General features: G+C 45.5%; 13 protein-coding genes. 4 read left to right on the top strand and 9 right to left on the bottom strand.

Annotated features, from left to right (window positions below):
* Window positions 1–11 precede the first annotated feature (11 nt).
* The 7 genes from Q502_RS10375 to Q502_RS10345 all read right to left on the bottom strand — a co-directional run bounded on the left by Q502_RS10375 (window position 12) and on the right by Q502_RS10345 (window position 6066).
* The gene (locus Q502_RS10375; RefSeq protein ID WP_102818738.1) at window positions 12–509 is read right to left on the bottom strand and encodes a molybdopterin-dependent oxidoreductase; all 498 of its coding nucleotides are present in this window, start codon (window positions 507–509) and stop codon (window positions 12–14) included.
* Between the two features lie 15 nt (window positions 510–524).
* Window positions 525–2126, bottom strand: coding sequence for a metallophosphoesterase (locus Q502_RS10370; protein WP_102818737.1), 1602 nt, complete (start codon window positions 2124–2126; stop codon window positions 525–527).
* A 20-nt stretch (window positions 2127–2146) separates the two neighbouring features.
* Entirely contained in the window at window positions 2147–2884 is a 738-nt protein-coding gene (locus tag Q502_RS10365; RefSeq protein WP_102818736.1) for a class I fructose-bisphosphate aldolase, read from the bottom strand.
* A gap of 279 nt (window positions 2885–3163) precedes the next feature.
* Window positions 3164–3982 carry an SUMF1/EgtB/PvdO family nonheme iron enzyme gene (locus tag Q502_RS10360; RefSeq protein ID WP_102818735.1) on the bottom strand — a complete coding sequence of 273 codons (819 nt, stop codon included), beginning with the start codon at window positions 3980–3982 and terminating at the stop codon, window positions 3164–3166.
* A 356-nt stretch (window positions 3983–4338) separates the two neighbouring features.
* Window positions 4339–4764 (bottom strand): flavodoxin domain-containing protein, encoded by a 426-nt coding sequence (locus Q502_RS10355; protein ID WP_102818734.1) that lies wholly within the window; start codon window positions 4762–4764, stop codon window positions 4339–4341.
* Between the two features lie 32 nt (window positions 4765–4796).
* Window positions 4797–5480: a histidine phosphatase family protein gene (locus tag Q502_RS10350; protein ID WP_102818733.1), complete on the bottom strand. Its 684-nt coding sequence runs from the start codon at window positions 5478–5480 to the stop codon at window positions 4797–4799.
* 214 nt (window positions 5481–5694) lie between these two features.
* Window positions 5695–6066, bottom strand: a complete 372-nt coding sequence (locus Q502_RS10345; protein WP_102818732.1) for a hypothetical protein — start codon at window positions 6064–6066, stop codon at window positions 5695–5697.
* A gap of 573 nt (window positions 6067–6639) precedes the next feature.
* Here Q502_RS10345 and Q502_RS10340 point away from each other — a divergent pair.
* From Q502_RS10340 to Q502_RS10330, 3 genes are read left to right on the top strand one after another with little or no spacing between them, the layout of a single operon-like run.
* Window positions 6640–7449, top strand: a complete 810-nt coding sequence (locus Q502_RS10340; RefSeq protein ID WP_102818777.1) for an acetoacetate decarboxylase family protein — start codon at window positions 6640–6642, stop codon at window positions 7447–7449.
* Window positions 7450–7471: 22 nt separating this feature from the next.
* Window positions 7472–8278 (top strand): SDR family oxidoreductase, encoded by an 807-nt coding sequence (locus tag Q502_RS10335; protein ID WP_102818731.1) that lies wholly within the window; start codon window positions 7472–7474, stop codon window positions 8276–8278.
* A 15-nt stretch (window positions 8279–8293) separates the two neighbouring features.
* A complete protein-coding gene (locus tag Q502_RS10330; protein WP_258001617.1) occupies window positions 8294–9502 on the top strand; it encodes a hypothetical protein in 1209 nt (402 codons plus the stop codon).
* A 175-nt stretch (window positions 9503–9677) separates the two neighbouring features.
* On the opposite strand, the gene Q502_RS10325 is transcribed toward Q502_RS10330, so the two are convergent.
* Both Q502_RS10325 and Q502_RS10320 read right to left on the bottom strand, forming a co-directional pair.
* Entirely contained in the window at window positions 9678–13895 is a 4218-nt protein-coding gene (locus Q502_RS10325) for an acyl-CoA dehydratase activase (protein ID WP_102818729.1), read from the bottom strand.
* Between the two features lie 181 nt (window positions 13896–14076).
* Window positions 14077–15480 (bottom strand): DUF1254 domain-containing protein, encoded by a 1404-nt coding sequence (locus tag Q502_RS10320; protein ID WP_112109462.1) that lies wholly within the window; start codon window positions 15478–15480, stop codon window positions 14077–14079.
* Between the two features lie 401 nt (window positions 15481–15881).
* Here Q502_RS10320 and Q502_RS14430 point away from each other — a divergent pair, with 401 nt between their 5' ends.
* On the top strand, window positions 15882–16115 hold the full coding sequence (locus Q502_RS14430; protein ID WP_219724922.1) for a MerR family transcriptional regulator: 234 nt from the start codon (window positions 15882–15884) through the stop codon (window positions 16113–16115).
* Window positions 16116–16161 lie beyond the last annotated feature (46 nt).

The following is a 16161-nucleotide window of genomic DNA, read 5'->3' as shown; positions in this document are numbered from 1 at the left end:
CATTACGAAAATCACATCTCAACCCTGACTTCGACAACGTACCATGCCCAGTTATCTGATGGATACTTGTCGGTGATTTCAGGGAAGTCGTTGATCGGATATGCAAGCTTTATAGGACCGCCCTGGCTTGCTGGAAGAGCCCTCAAGCTTTCGCCCGATCTGGTTGAGTGAGTCAGCATTATCGGATACTTCAACGCATCTTCATAAGTTACTGCGAATTCTTTCTCATCGGAGCAGACCATCACGACTTTTTTCGCGCCCGAAGGAACCCCTACGAACTTCAGCAGATCGGCGAGAGTCACTCCTACATATGTTTTGTCACCCATCCAGGGATCGGTGACAAAGAACTCTGTTTGGGGCAGTTCTTTGAACTCGTCAAGTGTGAGTTGCCAGACGCCTTCCTCGTTTCTCAACGCGATCACACCACTGATCTTTAGTACGGGATTCGCGATTACCGCAGCAGAAAACAGAAGCATTGCCGCAAGAACAACCACTAAGGTTTTCTTCATACGTATTTCCCCTCCTTATTCTTCCTGAACAATTCCCTCGGCCACCAACAGCTTCAGTGGATCGACTACTCTCTCGTTGTTTCTAAAGATTCCGTAGAGAGAGTACTTCTCATCTTTGGAAATGGCAAATGGAATGTCCAGATTGGTTATTTGAACCATGAAAGTATCGCTGCCATCGTTAAATGTGTAGGTTGTACCCCACTGACCGGTATTGGAACAATTTGAGACGAGCACAAGAGCTCCCTCGAAGTATTCTGGGTTTGCTTTCATAGATTTGATATCTACCGGAGCGCTTCTGACGAAGAGCTTCTTTCTGAACTCTCTGTCTTCAGTGCGAACAACTATCTCATTCAGGCCGTCGTCACAGGAAGAAAGATTGATGTTGAAATAGTACTCGCTCCAGAATCTCATCTCTCTCTTCAAAACATCGCATTCGAAGACACGATCATTGAGAAGTACTTCGATATCTTCTGTTGAAGGAAATGTGCAGAATCGGATATACTCGACACCGGAATAGGGAGTCTCTCTGCTCATGTCGAACCACCCGGAATAATCTTCTGTAAGAGTAACGAAACAATAGTTGAGATCATTTCTCTTCATTTCGAAAAGCGTGAATCCATATTCGTCACCCGTTGGGGAAGGGCCTTCCCACCACGCTCCCGATATGGCGCCGCAGGTTAGCTCAACAAACGGGGCATCGAAGTACTCTATCATAGTATGTCTATGGCCGCTGATGTGATATGAGCACTCGTCTGCAAAGATCTGCATCATCTCATAATAATTGTCGGTCTTTGCCAGATTGAATATCGGTTCATGAGAGAAAACAATTATTCTGGTATTGAGAGCGACAGATTCTATATCTCTTCTTAGCCATTCGAGCTGCACGGAGTCGATCTCGTAGATGAAACTGCCATCTACAACATTGTGGGTATTGAGTACAATGTAGTGCGTTCCGCAGCTGTTGAAAGAGTAATACTCGGGTCCGTAGACGTTGTGGAAAATGTCGTACGGATCTTCCTTCTTTTTGTTTGTCTCATGATTTCCGACTGAGTAGTAAACTGGGATGTCTCCGACTGTGAGATAGTCTCTCACCTTAGTAGCCCATCTGGTTGCAGTCTCGTCGTCGATGTCCTTGATGCTTGCTCCCATGTCGCCGTTGCAGACAATGAAATCGGGACTAATTGTCTCAAGAATCGAAACTAGTTTAGTCATGTATTCATCTGGGTTGTCGATCATCTCTCTGTCGCCCAGGGACTCATAGAAGAGATCAGGATCATCGGCATAGTGAATGTCGTTGACAACCGCGAAGACGCCGTTCTCCACAATCGGCGTCAGCAAGAAGTCGTGATTCTCGACTCCTCTAGCATACCACTCGCTGCATACATAACCATCTGGTTTGATCAGGAATACGAAGCCATTTGAATCAGAGATGTTGTAGAACCCGCCATTGTCTGAAGATACTATCTCAATTCCGTTCGAAATAAGACAACCCTGAACAACCTGATCCTCTGCCTCGAGTATTCCGTTTGAATTAAGGTCGACAAAGACTCGCCCTTCAATTCCGATAACCAAGCTAATAACAAGCAATACGAAAACCAACAAGAGTGTTTTTTTCATAGACGCCACCTCATTTCGGACTAGCCGTGGACCGTTTTCAGCAGCTTTCTTACGTATTCGGTCTGGTTGTCGGCCTGGAATACATTTCTTCCATAAGCAACTCCCATCGCGCCAAGTTCAAGAGCCTCTCTCGCCATTTCAAAGGCATCCTTTCCCTTCGGCCCGCCGGCAATCACAACCGGCACAGGGACCGATTCCAGAACCTTTGAAAAAGATTCTAAGCCAGTGTAATACACCTTTATCAGATCGGCGCCAAGTTCATATGCGACCCTGGCTCCGAGAGCAATATATTCGGGGTCAGTGAAGTGATCCATGGCTTGCGGAAGCATTTCAGCAATCAGTGGCATTCCCAGTCTGCTGCATTGCTCAGCCACCCTGCCAATAATCTCCAGTGACGCATTTTCGCCATCGCCTCCTATGAATCCCATAACAACGACTCCGTCTGCTCCTATTGATAGCGCATGTTCGACGGAAGTAGTAATTCTGTGGTAGTCAAACATAGTGGAGTAGTTAGTAGATGCACCCGTTATTCTGCATAGAATCGAAACTTTTCCTCCAAGCAGATCTCCGTTCTTTTCGATAACGCCCGGATTAAGGATTATTGCATCGGGCCGGCCGATAATTATGTTACTCAGAGTCTCCCTGATATCCCTGATGCCTTCTATCGGACCCTGAAACTGTCCGTGGTCCATCGCTACGATTACCGTCTTTCCGTCTTCTTTAAGTATCCGGTTCATTCTAATCGATTTTCCCGTCATAACATCTCTCCTATCATTTGTTCAGAACATATGTGCCTAGATTATAGTACATTCTTTCCGAAAAACAAAACTGAAGCAAATGATTTGGCAGTTTGATTTTTGGGTGAGCAATTAGGAATAGGAGTGAAAATCGGTTTCGGCGATTGGGCCAATAAAGTTGTTCTACTGTTAATTTCCGTTGCTTTCTACTGCAGGAGATGATTAAGTTCTGGGTTAGCTTTGACACCAGATGATTCCAGACACGGTTCTATGATGGAATTAAGATTATTGCAGAAGCCTTTACTTTGCTGATCTACAGATTCTGAAGCCGAGATTTGTAATGGTGTGACCTGGCAAACCTTTCGATCTCACATCGATACTTACACCAACGGGACAGTCTATCCAGCTGCCACCTCTCTTAACTCTGTAAGCTGACAAAACATCAACATAGGGATTCGTTTCTTCTAACGAAGAGTAGTTGATGTGATAGTCGCTTACCCATTCCCAGACGTTTCCAGACATATCGTATATTCCCAGTTCGTTCGGTGCTTTAGTTCCCACAGGATGGGTCATGTTTTCGGAGTTCGACTTATACCAGGCTATTGAGTCAACCGAGTTTCCACCTGATCTTGTATAGCCCTTGCTCAAGTTACCGCCCCTCGCTGCAAATTCCCACTCTGCGTCTGTCGGAAGCCGGTAACCTTCAACTTCTGAGGGGTCTGTGGTTTTGTTGCCCAATGCGTCAAGCAGATTGCCTTCAATGTCGTAGGCAAGGGGCAACCCTTCTTTAAGGCTAAGCCAGTTGCAGTAATCAATTGCGTCCCACCAGCTCACGTTGATTACAGGTCTAGACCCTCTTCCCCAACCCGCATCGTCTGGAAGGCTCCTTCCAGTCTCCGCAGTGAAAAAACCGTACTCGTCGAAGGTAACTTCGTACTTTCCGATGTAGTAATCGTAATTCAGATGGATCCGTCGAACCGCTTCATTATCCACGCCTTCCTCTCTCCAGGTGGTTCCCATAAGAAAAGTCCCACTTTCGACGAGAATCTCTTCCGATGTTGAAGCAAAGAGTGAAGAAACTAGAAGAACTATTGCAGTCAGTGAAAGCAATTTGCGCATTGAAAAGTCCTCCTTTGATGATAGTCTCTAAAAACAAATCACTGTCGAGATCAGCGATGATTTCGCTTTCGCAACAAGTATATCAGTCGAGAAGACGCGAAGAGCTTTCCGAAAGGCCCGAGCTCTTAGCACTGTCGGGTATCGTACGTGGAAATTGATGCGTTTTCGGCAGACTTTGTCCCAGTTTAGCGGGAGATTATCATTTTCTCAAAGCCAATGCCTTCTGCCTCTGCAACAAGGAATATCTTCAAAAAGCGGCCTGTAGAAATCTCGTTGAACTCATTAGTGAATGATATGAAGGTGAATTTGGCCGGTAGTTGTAATTCTGATTTGCACACACGGACTGTAATCATCCGTCACTTGAAACAAGAAGCGAGATCATCTACCAACCTCTCTATCTTTCTCTCTCGTCCAAAACTCCACCATCCAACGCTGGCCTCCCCGCAGATCTCTGCCCCTTTCTCTCTACAGATCTTCTTCATGTAGGCAAGCGTCTGTCTCCTTCCCAAAGCGGCTGGAAAGAGACCCGTAGCCATAAGGGCAACCTTCTTGCCTTCAAGGGACTTCATTTTGGCAAGGTAGCTCTTCATAGTATCGGCGGGTGCTCCGCCATTCACCGGAGTGCAGAAGACCAGTCCCCCATATCTTTCGAGATCGGGAGTCTCCGATCTCAGCCTTACCACAGATGCTTCTTTTCCCGCGGAGATCAACTCATCTCTCAGTTTTTCGGCAACGTACAGTGTATTTCCGGTCTTCGAATAGGCGATTATTCCAATCTTCACGACTGTTGCCTCCTTCCTAAATCATCTTTCCATCAATCTTCTGAGTTCCAGATAGTCTCTACTGGTTCCTTTTCGAAATCCAGTTCCATATGCGAAGTATTCGCCCAGTCCACAAGCTCGAGCGAAAAAGAGTCGTTTCTTCTGTGGGCTTTCACGGTGGTTATAGCGCAGTTGTTTATCGAAATGCCTGATCTCGAGAAGAATCTCTTCGGGTCGATTCCGTTGCAAACGAAGGGAAGGGTCATTGACAGAAAGCCTCCGTGACTTACCGCAAGGACTTCTCCTTCGGGACATTCACTAACAACTGTATTCATAGCCTTCCAAAATCGATCGATAACTTCTCTGTGACTCTCTCCGTTGGGGATTCTCTTATCTATCTTGCCATCAATCCAACTTCTTACAAGTTCAAGAAACGCTCTTTCTGCTTCTCCCTGAATGAGCTGGCCCTCAAGTTCGCCAACGTGAAATTCACGGATCTCATCAAGTAGTTGAGGTTCGATTTCAAGATCAGATGAGACTATGCGTGAGGTCTCCCTTGCTCTCAGAATCGGTGAGGTGTAGATCTTGCGAATGTTCCTAAGCTTCAAATAGCGCGCGGCCATTTTCGCCTGTATCCTTCCCTCATCGGTTAGGGGAAAACCATTATCGCCATTTGCAAATATCCCCTCTACATTTGCCTTACTCTGTCCATGCCGCATTAGATATATTGTTGTCATTCCGCCCTCCAAAAACGTGCTTTCAAGAGATAGTGTTTGATGAATCCGATGATCTATTGTAATCTGATCCTTTGCGCCTGTAGAGAATATCTATTCTGTCTTACCTGAATGAACACAATCTTCTACAGCCTATGCAAGGGATCTAGATCCTAACTCTCAGCAAGTTACAACTGATAAATCTGAAAGATTCTCGGATTATCGGAGAGGTCACGAACTAACGTTTCGTCGCCTCCCAGGTTCCTTCGTCCAGATCGAAAATCGTGAACGTTCCCGACATCGTGTCCTTGGTTACCGATCCAGCGAAATCTATTCTTCTTTCAGAAGTCCAGGTGTTTATATGTACTTCGCGATCGTTTGAGATCATTCCGAAAAGTTCTCTGCAAGATGAATCAAGACAGAAACTTCCCCTGTAGTTGTATACTATGTGTTGCTCGATATGAAAAGTTGCGGTTTCAGAAGCCCCGCCGGAATAAATTATGATGACATCCCAGCTGCCATTTAAGTTGGGTAGTCCAAAAAAGAGGCATCCGGATGCAAGAAAAACAATCGAGATTGTCAAGAGTACAATTAGAAAGCGTTTAGCCATTCTCTATCCACTCCGCGTCAAGAGCATCATGCCTTTTGGCAAGTCGGTTACGGAATCTCCTCAGAAGCGAGAATTTATTCCAATTATACAGGGATTGGATGCTTTTGAAGAGCGTCTTTCGACAGTTTCTGAATAGTAAGAGCTCCAGGATAACATAAACCAAGCCGTACCGATAAGAGAATTGCAGGCCAGGTCAATTCAGAAGAATAGAACTTGGAAGAGATCATCTCTAGAATCAAGCCCAGCGTTGAGTATGGCGACAGAGTTTACGGAAATACTGCGCAGAAATGAAGCTTATTCCTTCTGTTCTTGCTGATTCATTTTTACTTGGAAGTTCATGAGGGTTTGTGTTCTAATAATCTTGAAGTAGAGGCCGGGTTTCTCGTACAGTCTTCATTCATCCTGACTTCTTCAAGAGACTTACCGACTTTTTTGGATGATTATAGATTCATTCAAACATCAATAAGGAAGCAGAGTTGCAAGAATCATACACAAAGTTTTACGAGTCTGGAGGATTTGGCGTTAATCAAAATCCCCAATTAAATCATCATGATGCAGAGAGGAGGAAATGAAGTGTCTGGGAAAAAAGGGAAATTCGTTTTCAACCATGACTTTATCTACAAGATGCCTGTGCACTTTGGTGGCGATCCTTTCTACCCGGTAAGGGTTGTCTACGGAGACAATACCGTTATTACGGTGGAGTATGAGACGGACGAAGAAGCTCTACTGAACCACATCCCTGAAGATTTCGAGCTCAAAGAACCTATCGTTACCGTTCAGTACACCAATTGCCGGGATGTAGACTGGATGATTGGGGGAGAATACAGGCTAATTCAGGTAACGGCACCTGTAAAGTATGTGGGAAACTCAGATGGTCTCGAAGGAGTCTATGCGCTTGTCGTATGGGAGAACAAGACCTGCCCGATAATCGGGGGCCGTGAAGAGGACGGAGTACCGAAGGTGTTCGCAGATATCTCGTCTGAGCGCCATCTGGAAAATCATTGGTTTGTGGCGGCCAGCTACGAGCAGTTTACATTCCTGAAAATAGACCTCCAGAGAGGCGATGAGGTAAGTGAAGAAGATTTGGCGGAGTTGAACAAGAATCCTAAGATCAATCTCTTTGGGTGGAGGTATTTGCCTAATCTCGGAAAGGGCGGAGCTACCTTGAGTCATGCAACTCTCTATCCTCAGGAGGCCGTTTACAAACAGATGTGGAATGGTACCGGCACGGTCGAATGGATCGGCCTAACATATGAGCAGCACCCATTGCAGTCAAGAATCATAAGGTCACTGAAGGCTTTGCCGATCAAAAAGGTTACATCCGCGGCAATGGCAAAAGGAATAATTAAGTTGAATGTTGGCGATTCCAGGATACTTCCATAGGATATGAGAGGAGGAGGAGGAAATGAACGGATACTTTGAGAAGAAAGTGGCTGTGGTTACCGGAGCGGCTTCAGGAATAGGGCTTGGTATGACCGAAGAGATGCTTTCCAGGGGGGCAACGACTGTTTTTATGGCCGACGTTAATCAGGACAATCTCGATAGAGAAGCTAAGAGATTGAATTCGAAATACGCCGGTGAAGCTGTACCTTTTCTTACTGACGTCACAAAGGAAGATCAGGTTGAGAAGCTAATCATGTCTGCCAAGAAGAATGCAGGACATCTTGACTTCGTCTTCAACAACGCAGGGATCGGAATGACAATCCCGACCGAGATGGTGACTTTCGAAATCTGGAAAAAGGTTGTGGATATCAATCTCTGGGGAGTGATCTACGGGACCTACCATGCCATACCGATCATGAGAGAGCAAAAATCCGGCCATATTGTAAACACAGCTTCTATAGCAGGGTTGGTTCCGCTTCCATATCAAGCACTGTATGCAAGTACAAAGAGCGCAGTGAAAACCATGACGGAAAGCCTTTATTACGAGCTCTCTTACGAGGGTCTTAAATTCAGTGTTGTATGCCCGGGAAATGTGCGTACGGCTATATTTGGCGAGCTGACTCCCCCGCCGGATTCAGTGTCCGTTGAAGACGCGGTGAACTACATATTTGAGAAGATGGAAGAGGGAGATTTGCTGATTGTCTTCCCGCAGAGCATCCGAGATGCCGAACTGGCCTACAGAACAGACCGAGAGAAGTTCGACAAGCTCGCGTTTGATATGGCCGCAGAACGCCTTGAGAACTACAGAACCAAAGGAACCTACTATTGATTGGAATGAATGCCCATGAAACTGACAAAAGTATTTAGCGAATCGGAGCTTTCTCTGGAAGTTGTAATATTGATGATAGCCGGGCTCATTCTTCTTATTACTGGCATGCTGCTCTTCCCTGTTGCTACAGGCGGCCTACCCTACTATGAGAATGGTCTTTACGGTCTTCTGTTGGTGATGTTCTCGCTGCAGATAATTTCAATGGGGAAAACGCCCTTTGGTGACTTGAAACGATCAAAGCTCGTCGTGGCTGCAGGAATTATCATTGGTGGAATTGGAACGATAACTTGTTTCATTCCAGATGCCTTCAACGATATTCCCAGGCTTCTGCTATTCCTTTTCTTTGGCCCCGGAGGAGCTTTTCTGCTTGTTCAGATGGTTCTGTCAAAGGATAAGCTCAGAGCATGGTCCGAATATGGGGGGATCTTCCGACATTTGATAGCCGGATGTACGGTGGCATACGTTTCATCGATTCTCATATCGATACTCCTGTGGAACCAGAGTCTTCTAAGTGTTCAGATGACGGCGATCTTGGTTCTGATCTATGGAGCCGCCATTGTATATCTTTCTTTTGTTCTGAGAAAGATATACAGCACTTACCCACAAGAACAGAAAAGGAAAGACAAAGAAGTAGAACTCCCAATTGACAGGGCAATGATTCTATTCACAAGTGTCTTCATGATAATTCTTGGTGTTCTGTTGATTCCGGTAAATCTCGGACTTCTGCCTTTTTCGGGAAGTGCCCAGCTTGGTTTGCTGATGATGATTTTCGCTATCCAGATGATTGCCTCGGGAAGCACCCCGATAGGAGTCTTTCCAAGATCGCTGCCTGTGATCTTGATCGGGTTTTTATTTGCATCCCTTGGAACTGTATCGTGCATTATCCCGGAGATCTTGGTCTATCCGCTCACCCTGCTTGTCGGTGTCCTGAATATTTTGGGAGGGGCGATTTCAATAGGCAAGTTCCTTGGTCGGCAGGCGAGCGGAACGGGTGGAGGAGGCAGTAAGATACCCGGTATACTTGTTAAGCTGACCGTCGCCCAGCTCACTCTTAATGTTCTTGCAATCACATTTGGATTATCAATGCTGATTTCTCATCTCTTGCCGGGATTGGTTATTGGCGTGGTCTTGGCGGCTAATGGAGCTGTGCTTCTGTACTTACTTCACGTTCTGTTCGTTATAGATAGAATACAAAAGGAGGTGGAACTCGGAAAATCGACATAGTTTGGATCAAATCCACAGATAAACGCTGAGAAACGCCACCTATTTACCATGACTGTTTCTGAAAACAAGTCTTCACTGAGAGCTACCCTGATCTTTGAAAGGATTTTGGGAGCCGGATTCTGTGTACTTCACAGGTCTTCGTTTATCGCAGTTGCTTGCTCCAAGAATCCTCTGTCTAATCTGGGGCTAAGGCTTTTTCTTCCCTCAGTCGAAGCAATAACGATTTCACCCTCTTCACTTGAACCACGAAGGATTCAAGTCTGCTTTCGACGGTCGGAGTGAATGGGTTTCCGTCAGACTCAAAGAAGAGTGTCGGGATATTGCCGGCAAGATCAAAGACCTCTCTTTTGAGCTTGTTCGAGTTTCTCCTTTGGTGATCTAGTCCTCTTTCTGCAATGGCTTCTGCAATCCTGGTCGGCATACATCCAAATGGGCCTATAGAAATGACTCCGTCATATCTGTCTATCGATTCGAACAAGACGGCTCCTAGAGTGAGGACTGCTTCTCCTGTAAGCTTGGGGTTCAGAAAGTCCTTTGAGACATCTACCATACCTTCAATATCAACTAAGTGCGCTCTGTAAAGCCCACTTTTTTCGAGGACTTTTTTGACTCGCTTTTCTATAGATCGCTTTACAACAATTTCAACATGTTTCAACCCTCTCTTCAACGGTCCAAGCTCTGTTGGTACATATTTCTTCAGCAATATGTAGTCCAGATAGTAGATCCACTCTTCAATTGGTGAAGCATGCATAATTATTCCATTATCTGCAAAGAACAACTCGAGTGATTTTCTGGAGAACTCGTCGTTTCTAACGTATATCTCCCCTGAAAGCAGAACTTTTGGTGTCGTTTCGAAATCGCTCTTTAGAGGGATCCTTGAGATCTTCTCGCAGATTGTCTCCAATTTTCTGATTACTTCACCATATGAATCGCGTCTCAAGCTCTCACGAAGAATCTCGCGAGCTTCTCTGGATGCTTCGATAGCCTCGTCTCTATTTGAGGCTAGCGTAAGAAGGGCATTTTCAACATTACAGAACTCGTCAGCCATGATCATGCTTGTCCATATTCTCAGTTTAGTTTGAAGGCCCATGCCCGCATAACCGTTCTCAGAATTGAGGGAGAACAGTAGAACATTGCTCGCATTGTTCTTGTCCAGCCAAAGATCTATGTAAGTACTGTACTGACCAAATCGGCAGGGGCCGCGAGTATCAGGCATGAAGTACATTATTATGCTTTTGTCGTCCTTGTTTTCCTCAAGGTAGCGAATAAGGCTTCCTAGAGTCAGGTGAAAAGGCAAACATTCCTTGGATAATGAGTTGGATTTTCCCAGCTGAAACTCTAATTCTGTCGGTCTCGGGAGAACGTGAGTGTTGATTCCGACCTTTTCGAAGGCAGCAGCCATGAGCTGAGCTGCAAACTCGCCCATGGTAGGGACGATTACTTTGACCGAAGGATCTGTAATGGGAATGTGTCTTCCGTCCTGCAGCTCTATGCTGAATGTCCCGTTATTCGTTATCAGTTTCGGTCTCTTCGCCCGTTTGCTTTCTACTGGCTCCGCGTTCCTTTCTATGGAGCTTCTAACTACATCGGCGAAGGCTTCGATCCTGGTCTCCACTCCGGCATCCGATGTATGACTATCCAGTTCCAGAATCAAGGATGGCTTTTTCCCCATAATGTCTCTAAAGAAGGAGATCAAAAATGAGTCAGGTCCGCAGCTGAAGTTGGTTATGTAGAGTGCGAAGAGCTTTGGATTATTTTTTACATATCTGGCCGCCTTTAGGTTCATCTCACCCCATGCCCAGTACATCTTCTCATGTGACCTTTCGTTTTCGTAAGGGAGAGCGTCAAAAGTCACTACAGGAATTCCGCGTGAAGCAAGTTTTTCCGGGATTCCCATGTTGGCGTCACTGGAAAAGGCATTGTATGATCGGCCGAAGATCACGACACCGAAATCCGATCTCGCGACGTTTTCAAGAAACCTGTTCCCGATCTCCTTTATCCTTATAACGCTATCTTCGTAGGATTTTACTCCATTGGAAAAAGCGGTCAAAGCTTCTTCGCGGTTCCTTCCCAGTGACTTCGCAAGTAAGACGAACTTCTCTTTCTCTTTTTCGAAGCCCTGCGAAAAATCGAAGAAATCTGTCAAAATTCTTTTCGACCCGAGCTCCTCAAAACTCCCCATTAGCCAGTCCGGTTCGCTCTGCACAAATGGGCAGAACACCGAGTTTTCAACGGAGTTCGCAACCTCTAAACCCTTGACTGCTGGAATGAAGAAATAGTCGGGATTCATCTCCAAAAGATCATACATATAACCATGTGACAGTTCGACTGGAAAACAGAATTCCGATTTCTTTCTATCCCAGCCTCTGGGGTCGGACTTTTCCGGTACGACGATTTTAAACCCTAGACTTCTGAAGAAATTTGAGAAGAGAGGGAAGAGAGTATTCATAGAGAGAGACTTGCTGATTCCTATAGTCTCGATGCCCTTTTCGTCTGACCGTTCAAAGACTATCTTCTCTCTTTCGGTAGTATATATGTATTCGTTTCTGTTTATTGGAAGGTTAAGACGAACATTTTCATACTTGTTGCAAGCACCGCCGAAGGGAAACTTCTTCCCTCCAACTTCAATTATGCGGATCGGACACTTTCTGTCGCATTTTTCTGCTCCACCGTCACAAATGAAGGTATTGAGATAGCGCACTTCTCTTGAGATCAAGTCAACCAGCTCAAAGCGTTCTTCTTCCAATTGGCCTTGTTCAAGCTTTTCCTTAACCATGAGTGATACACCAAATGCGCCCATGAGTCCGGGATGAGGTGGGACGATTATCTCCTTTCCAGTAACTGCCGCCATTGCCACGGGGACAGCACGATTGAGACATACTCCTCCCTGCATAAAGACCTTTTTCCCAACCGGTCTCATAGCTTTCACTCTGTTTGTGTAGTTCAGACAGATAGAGTAAACCAGGCCGGCGCAGATATCTTCTCTGGAGATGCCTTCGTTGATCGCAGTCTTTATATCGCTGCTGATAAAGGCCGCACACTGATCGCTGAAGTTTGGTGGAGATTGCCCTTTAAGCGCATAGTCTCCAATCTCTCTGTAATCTATGTTCAGAGATTCCTTTGCGGATTCTTCGAGAAATGAGCCTGTACCAGCAGAACAGGCTTCGTTCATTGCATAATCCAGGGCAACGCCATTGGATAAGAAAGTGTATTTGGCATCCTGGCCGCCAATCTCAAATATCGTGTCGACTTCTCTATCAAAGAATGAGGCAGCCCTTGCGTGAGCCATGATCTCATTGTAAACGGCACTCGTCTCGCAGAAAAGGCCAACTATCTTTCTTCCAGAACCTGTAACCCCGAGACCAATTATTTCGACAGGAACATCGAGCGAAGCACGAATCTCTTCAAGACACTGGCGTGTAGCTTTTATTGGATCTCCCATAGTCCTGAGATATGAACTAGCAAGAATGGTATTGTCCTTGGTTCTCATAACAACCGCCTTGGTTGTAGTTGAACCAACGTCTATACCGAGAATGCAAGAATCACCGTCTTCAGCTGTCTCGAAAGGCATCTCCTTGAAATCGACCATGTCTACAAACTTTGAAAGGGGCTCATTCTTGGGGAAAGTCATTATACCTTCCTTGAAGACAGTCTCTTTATCTATCTCGATTTCTTCGAGAGCACTGGCATGTAGATAAGCGCCGAAGGCCTCAAAGAAGAGAGCCTCATCAGGTATGGTAATTTCCGCGATTTCTTTCAAGTGATTCAGCACAAGCCGGTTTTTTGTTACTCCACCAACTAGAAGTATCTTCTTTACACCAGCCCTGTGCATGAGCTCACCGATCTTGTCGGACATGACCTTTCCAAGACCATTGAGAACCGATTCTTTAGGTGTTCCCTTGTTAAGAGCATGAGTACAATCGCTCTTGCAAAACACGGTACACCTGGAAGAAAGCTCGTAAATCTCGTTTGTTTCCACTGCGTTTGCTGTATCCAGTTCGACATCCATTCGCTTTAGTTGCTGGAGAAAGAACTCTCCAGTTCCTGAAGCGCATTTGCTTCCTGTGAAGACGGCTGTGATGTTTCCCTTATCGTTTAGCTTATACAGCGTGAAATTCTCTCCGCCCACGCTCACAATTGCCTCATGATCTCCGTACTTGCTTTTCAGTTCTTTGTAGGCAAATTCAGTGGCTTCAACTTCGGGGATTTGCGGAAGATTCAACAGCCTTCTTCCTTTCTTTCCAGTTACTACGACTACTCCTCTTTCAAGGATTTCCGGAAGAAAGCTTTTGAGTACTCTTAGTGGATTTCCTTCATGCAAAAGCCTTCTGGGAGTTTGACCATCATACCAGGAAATAGTGCTTGAGCCTATGCAAAGTCCAGCTCTATCCAATTGACTCGCCCCGGGGCTTTGAAAACGCTACATAAGATGTTAGAAGCATACTGATTAATGATAGCACGTAAAATTCTATTTAGTTTAACGCTCCGAAAAATCATTACTGCGTTTGTACGGTCTCAACTCAGCGATTGGCTCACTTAATAGCAAAAGCTAATTATGATAGTCGGGCTGGCATTCATTCCCTATATTCTGACTTTATTACTCCAGGAGGACAGTATAGAGGATCAAGGGCTCTTGGTGAAGGCAGGTACATTCTCAAGGACAAAGAAAAAGGTCCATTGGGCGCGGGGAGCCAGTTGCTTTCGAGATCAACGCCAGGCGAGTCGTGTTGTATATAGATGTCAAGAGACTCGTCATCGTTGTATGACAATCTCGACCGATCGCCTATTGAGTATCTGTTAATTGGATTAGGCACCATGAACTGGTCTTCATCGTAGATTGTGATGGACCAGAATCCACCCGGTCCAACGGGTGGAATTTCGTTGCTTTCAAAATGGATCAGGTAATTGTACCCTGAGCCATCATAAGATTCTCCATCGGCATCTGCATAACTTATTGTATAGTAGGTTTCCTCAAGATCGCTCCCATAGAGACCCATGTAAGCGGCCGAAGCTCGAATCTCATACTTACCCTGCATCTGGTTTCGATTACCGAAGACTCGCTTTGTGAGACTCCAGCCATTCTTAGTAGTTCCCAGCAGTTCACCCGGTCTGAGAATAACTTCCATGGCATCTTCAATCCCTTGCTCAATTGCAGCCCGTATTTCGGAATTAAGATCTGCTTCGTCAAACGGAAGATTCGGTCCGATTCCAATAAGGCTGAATCTTTCGATCAAGGCTTTCTCAGATGGATGAATTTCTAGCTGGCCTAGAAGGAAGTTCAGATAGTAGATAAAACCGGCCGACTCGGCTCGTTCCTGTCTGAAGACCGGAAAAGTGTCTGTTCTTACAGATTTAGGGGCTTCATAACCAAGAAAGGAACTCAGGGGCTGGATTAGAAAGCTTTTTTGAATTTTGCGTATCGCATCAAGCTCACCGGATATCTCTGGGTTTATTGAAATCCTTGCTAGACACAAGACAAAGTTTCCTTCGCTGGTGAATACTTCATCAATGCTCTCGGGAACTTCTACTAATGACTTCGGACCGGTGATCAAGAAAGTCCTTGCCCCGCAACCGGTGGTTCTCGTTCCTGCATATGCGAAGTTGTGAGTATACATGTCGACAAACTGTAAGGAGTAGTATCTTTCGCAAATAGCAGGTATCTGAATTATGATTGGTTCAGCTCTCAAATCAAGCCATGCAGCCGAGAACACTGTATCGTTGTTCGGGCGGACAATCTCTCTGAATTCAGGCCCAAGCAAACCTTTGCTATGCTTGAACCGGTTGAAGGCATCTGGTATCACGGCCTGCAGAGTCATTGTTCGGAAATTCTCAAGCATTGGATAAGCGAAAATATACGCCTGTCGTGCGATTTCCCTTGCTTCGTCGCAGTTGTTCGTTGCCGGAGTCGATCCTGCGCCTAAGAAAGCGAACAAGAACACAACCACAGACAGCAGGGTAAGTAACTTCTTAAGATCCATCTTCGAATCCCCCATGTGAACTACTTGGTGTTGCAAATGGAAGTGGTCATACCAAGTACGATTATGAGCTCTATGAATGGTCTGTTTTCACATCACTTTATGCCAATCAAATTATACCTGTATAAGATACAGAAAACGGGACATAGATTCTCCCACTTATCTGACTGTATATTGGACGAAATTGTTTGGGCAAGTAACAGATCGGAGTAATCAACTGTTAATTGCTTTGGCTTTACCCCCTGAAAGTGATACAAGTGATGTCCATAACTGTGTGGTTTGACTCGAATGAGATAGGGGAAGCATTCGCTCTGGCTGAGCTTACATCGTTCTACACTGATCAGAAGATGCGCCCTTGACTGTAACGCATCGTAATAATATTTGATGAATGTTGGAAGGATCACATGAATGTGAAGGGAGTTGCAGAGCTCACCGGTCTCTCCGTTCGGGCGCTTCAGCACAATGACAAGATAGGACTTCTAAGTCCCAAGCGCAATTTGGCAAATGGATACAGGGAGTATTCCGAAGGAGATCTAGATAAACTTCAGCAGATTCTCTTTTTCAAACAGTGTTGCTTTTCTCTGGAGAGGATCGAGAAGCTTCTAGCAATCCAAGGTTCGATAGAGAGAAGGCCTTAGAACTTCAGAAGAAGAACTTGATTCTTGAGAAAGAGAGAATTGAAGC

Source organism: Mesotoga sp. Brook.08.YT.4.2.5.2. (assembly GCF_003351125.1).
Taxonomy (GTDB): Bacteria; Thermotogota; Thermotogae; order Petrotogales; family Kosmotogaceae; genus Mesotoga.
The sequence above is the reverse complement of the archived record's forward strand: the minus strand, read 5'-3'. Positions and strand labels throughout refer to the sequence as shown.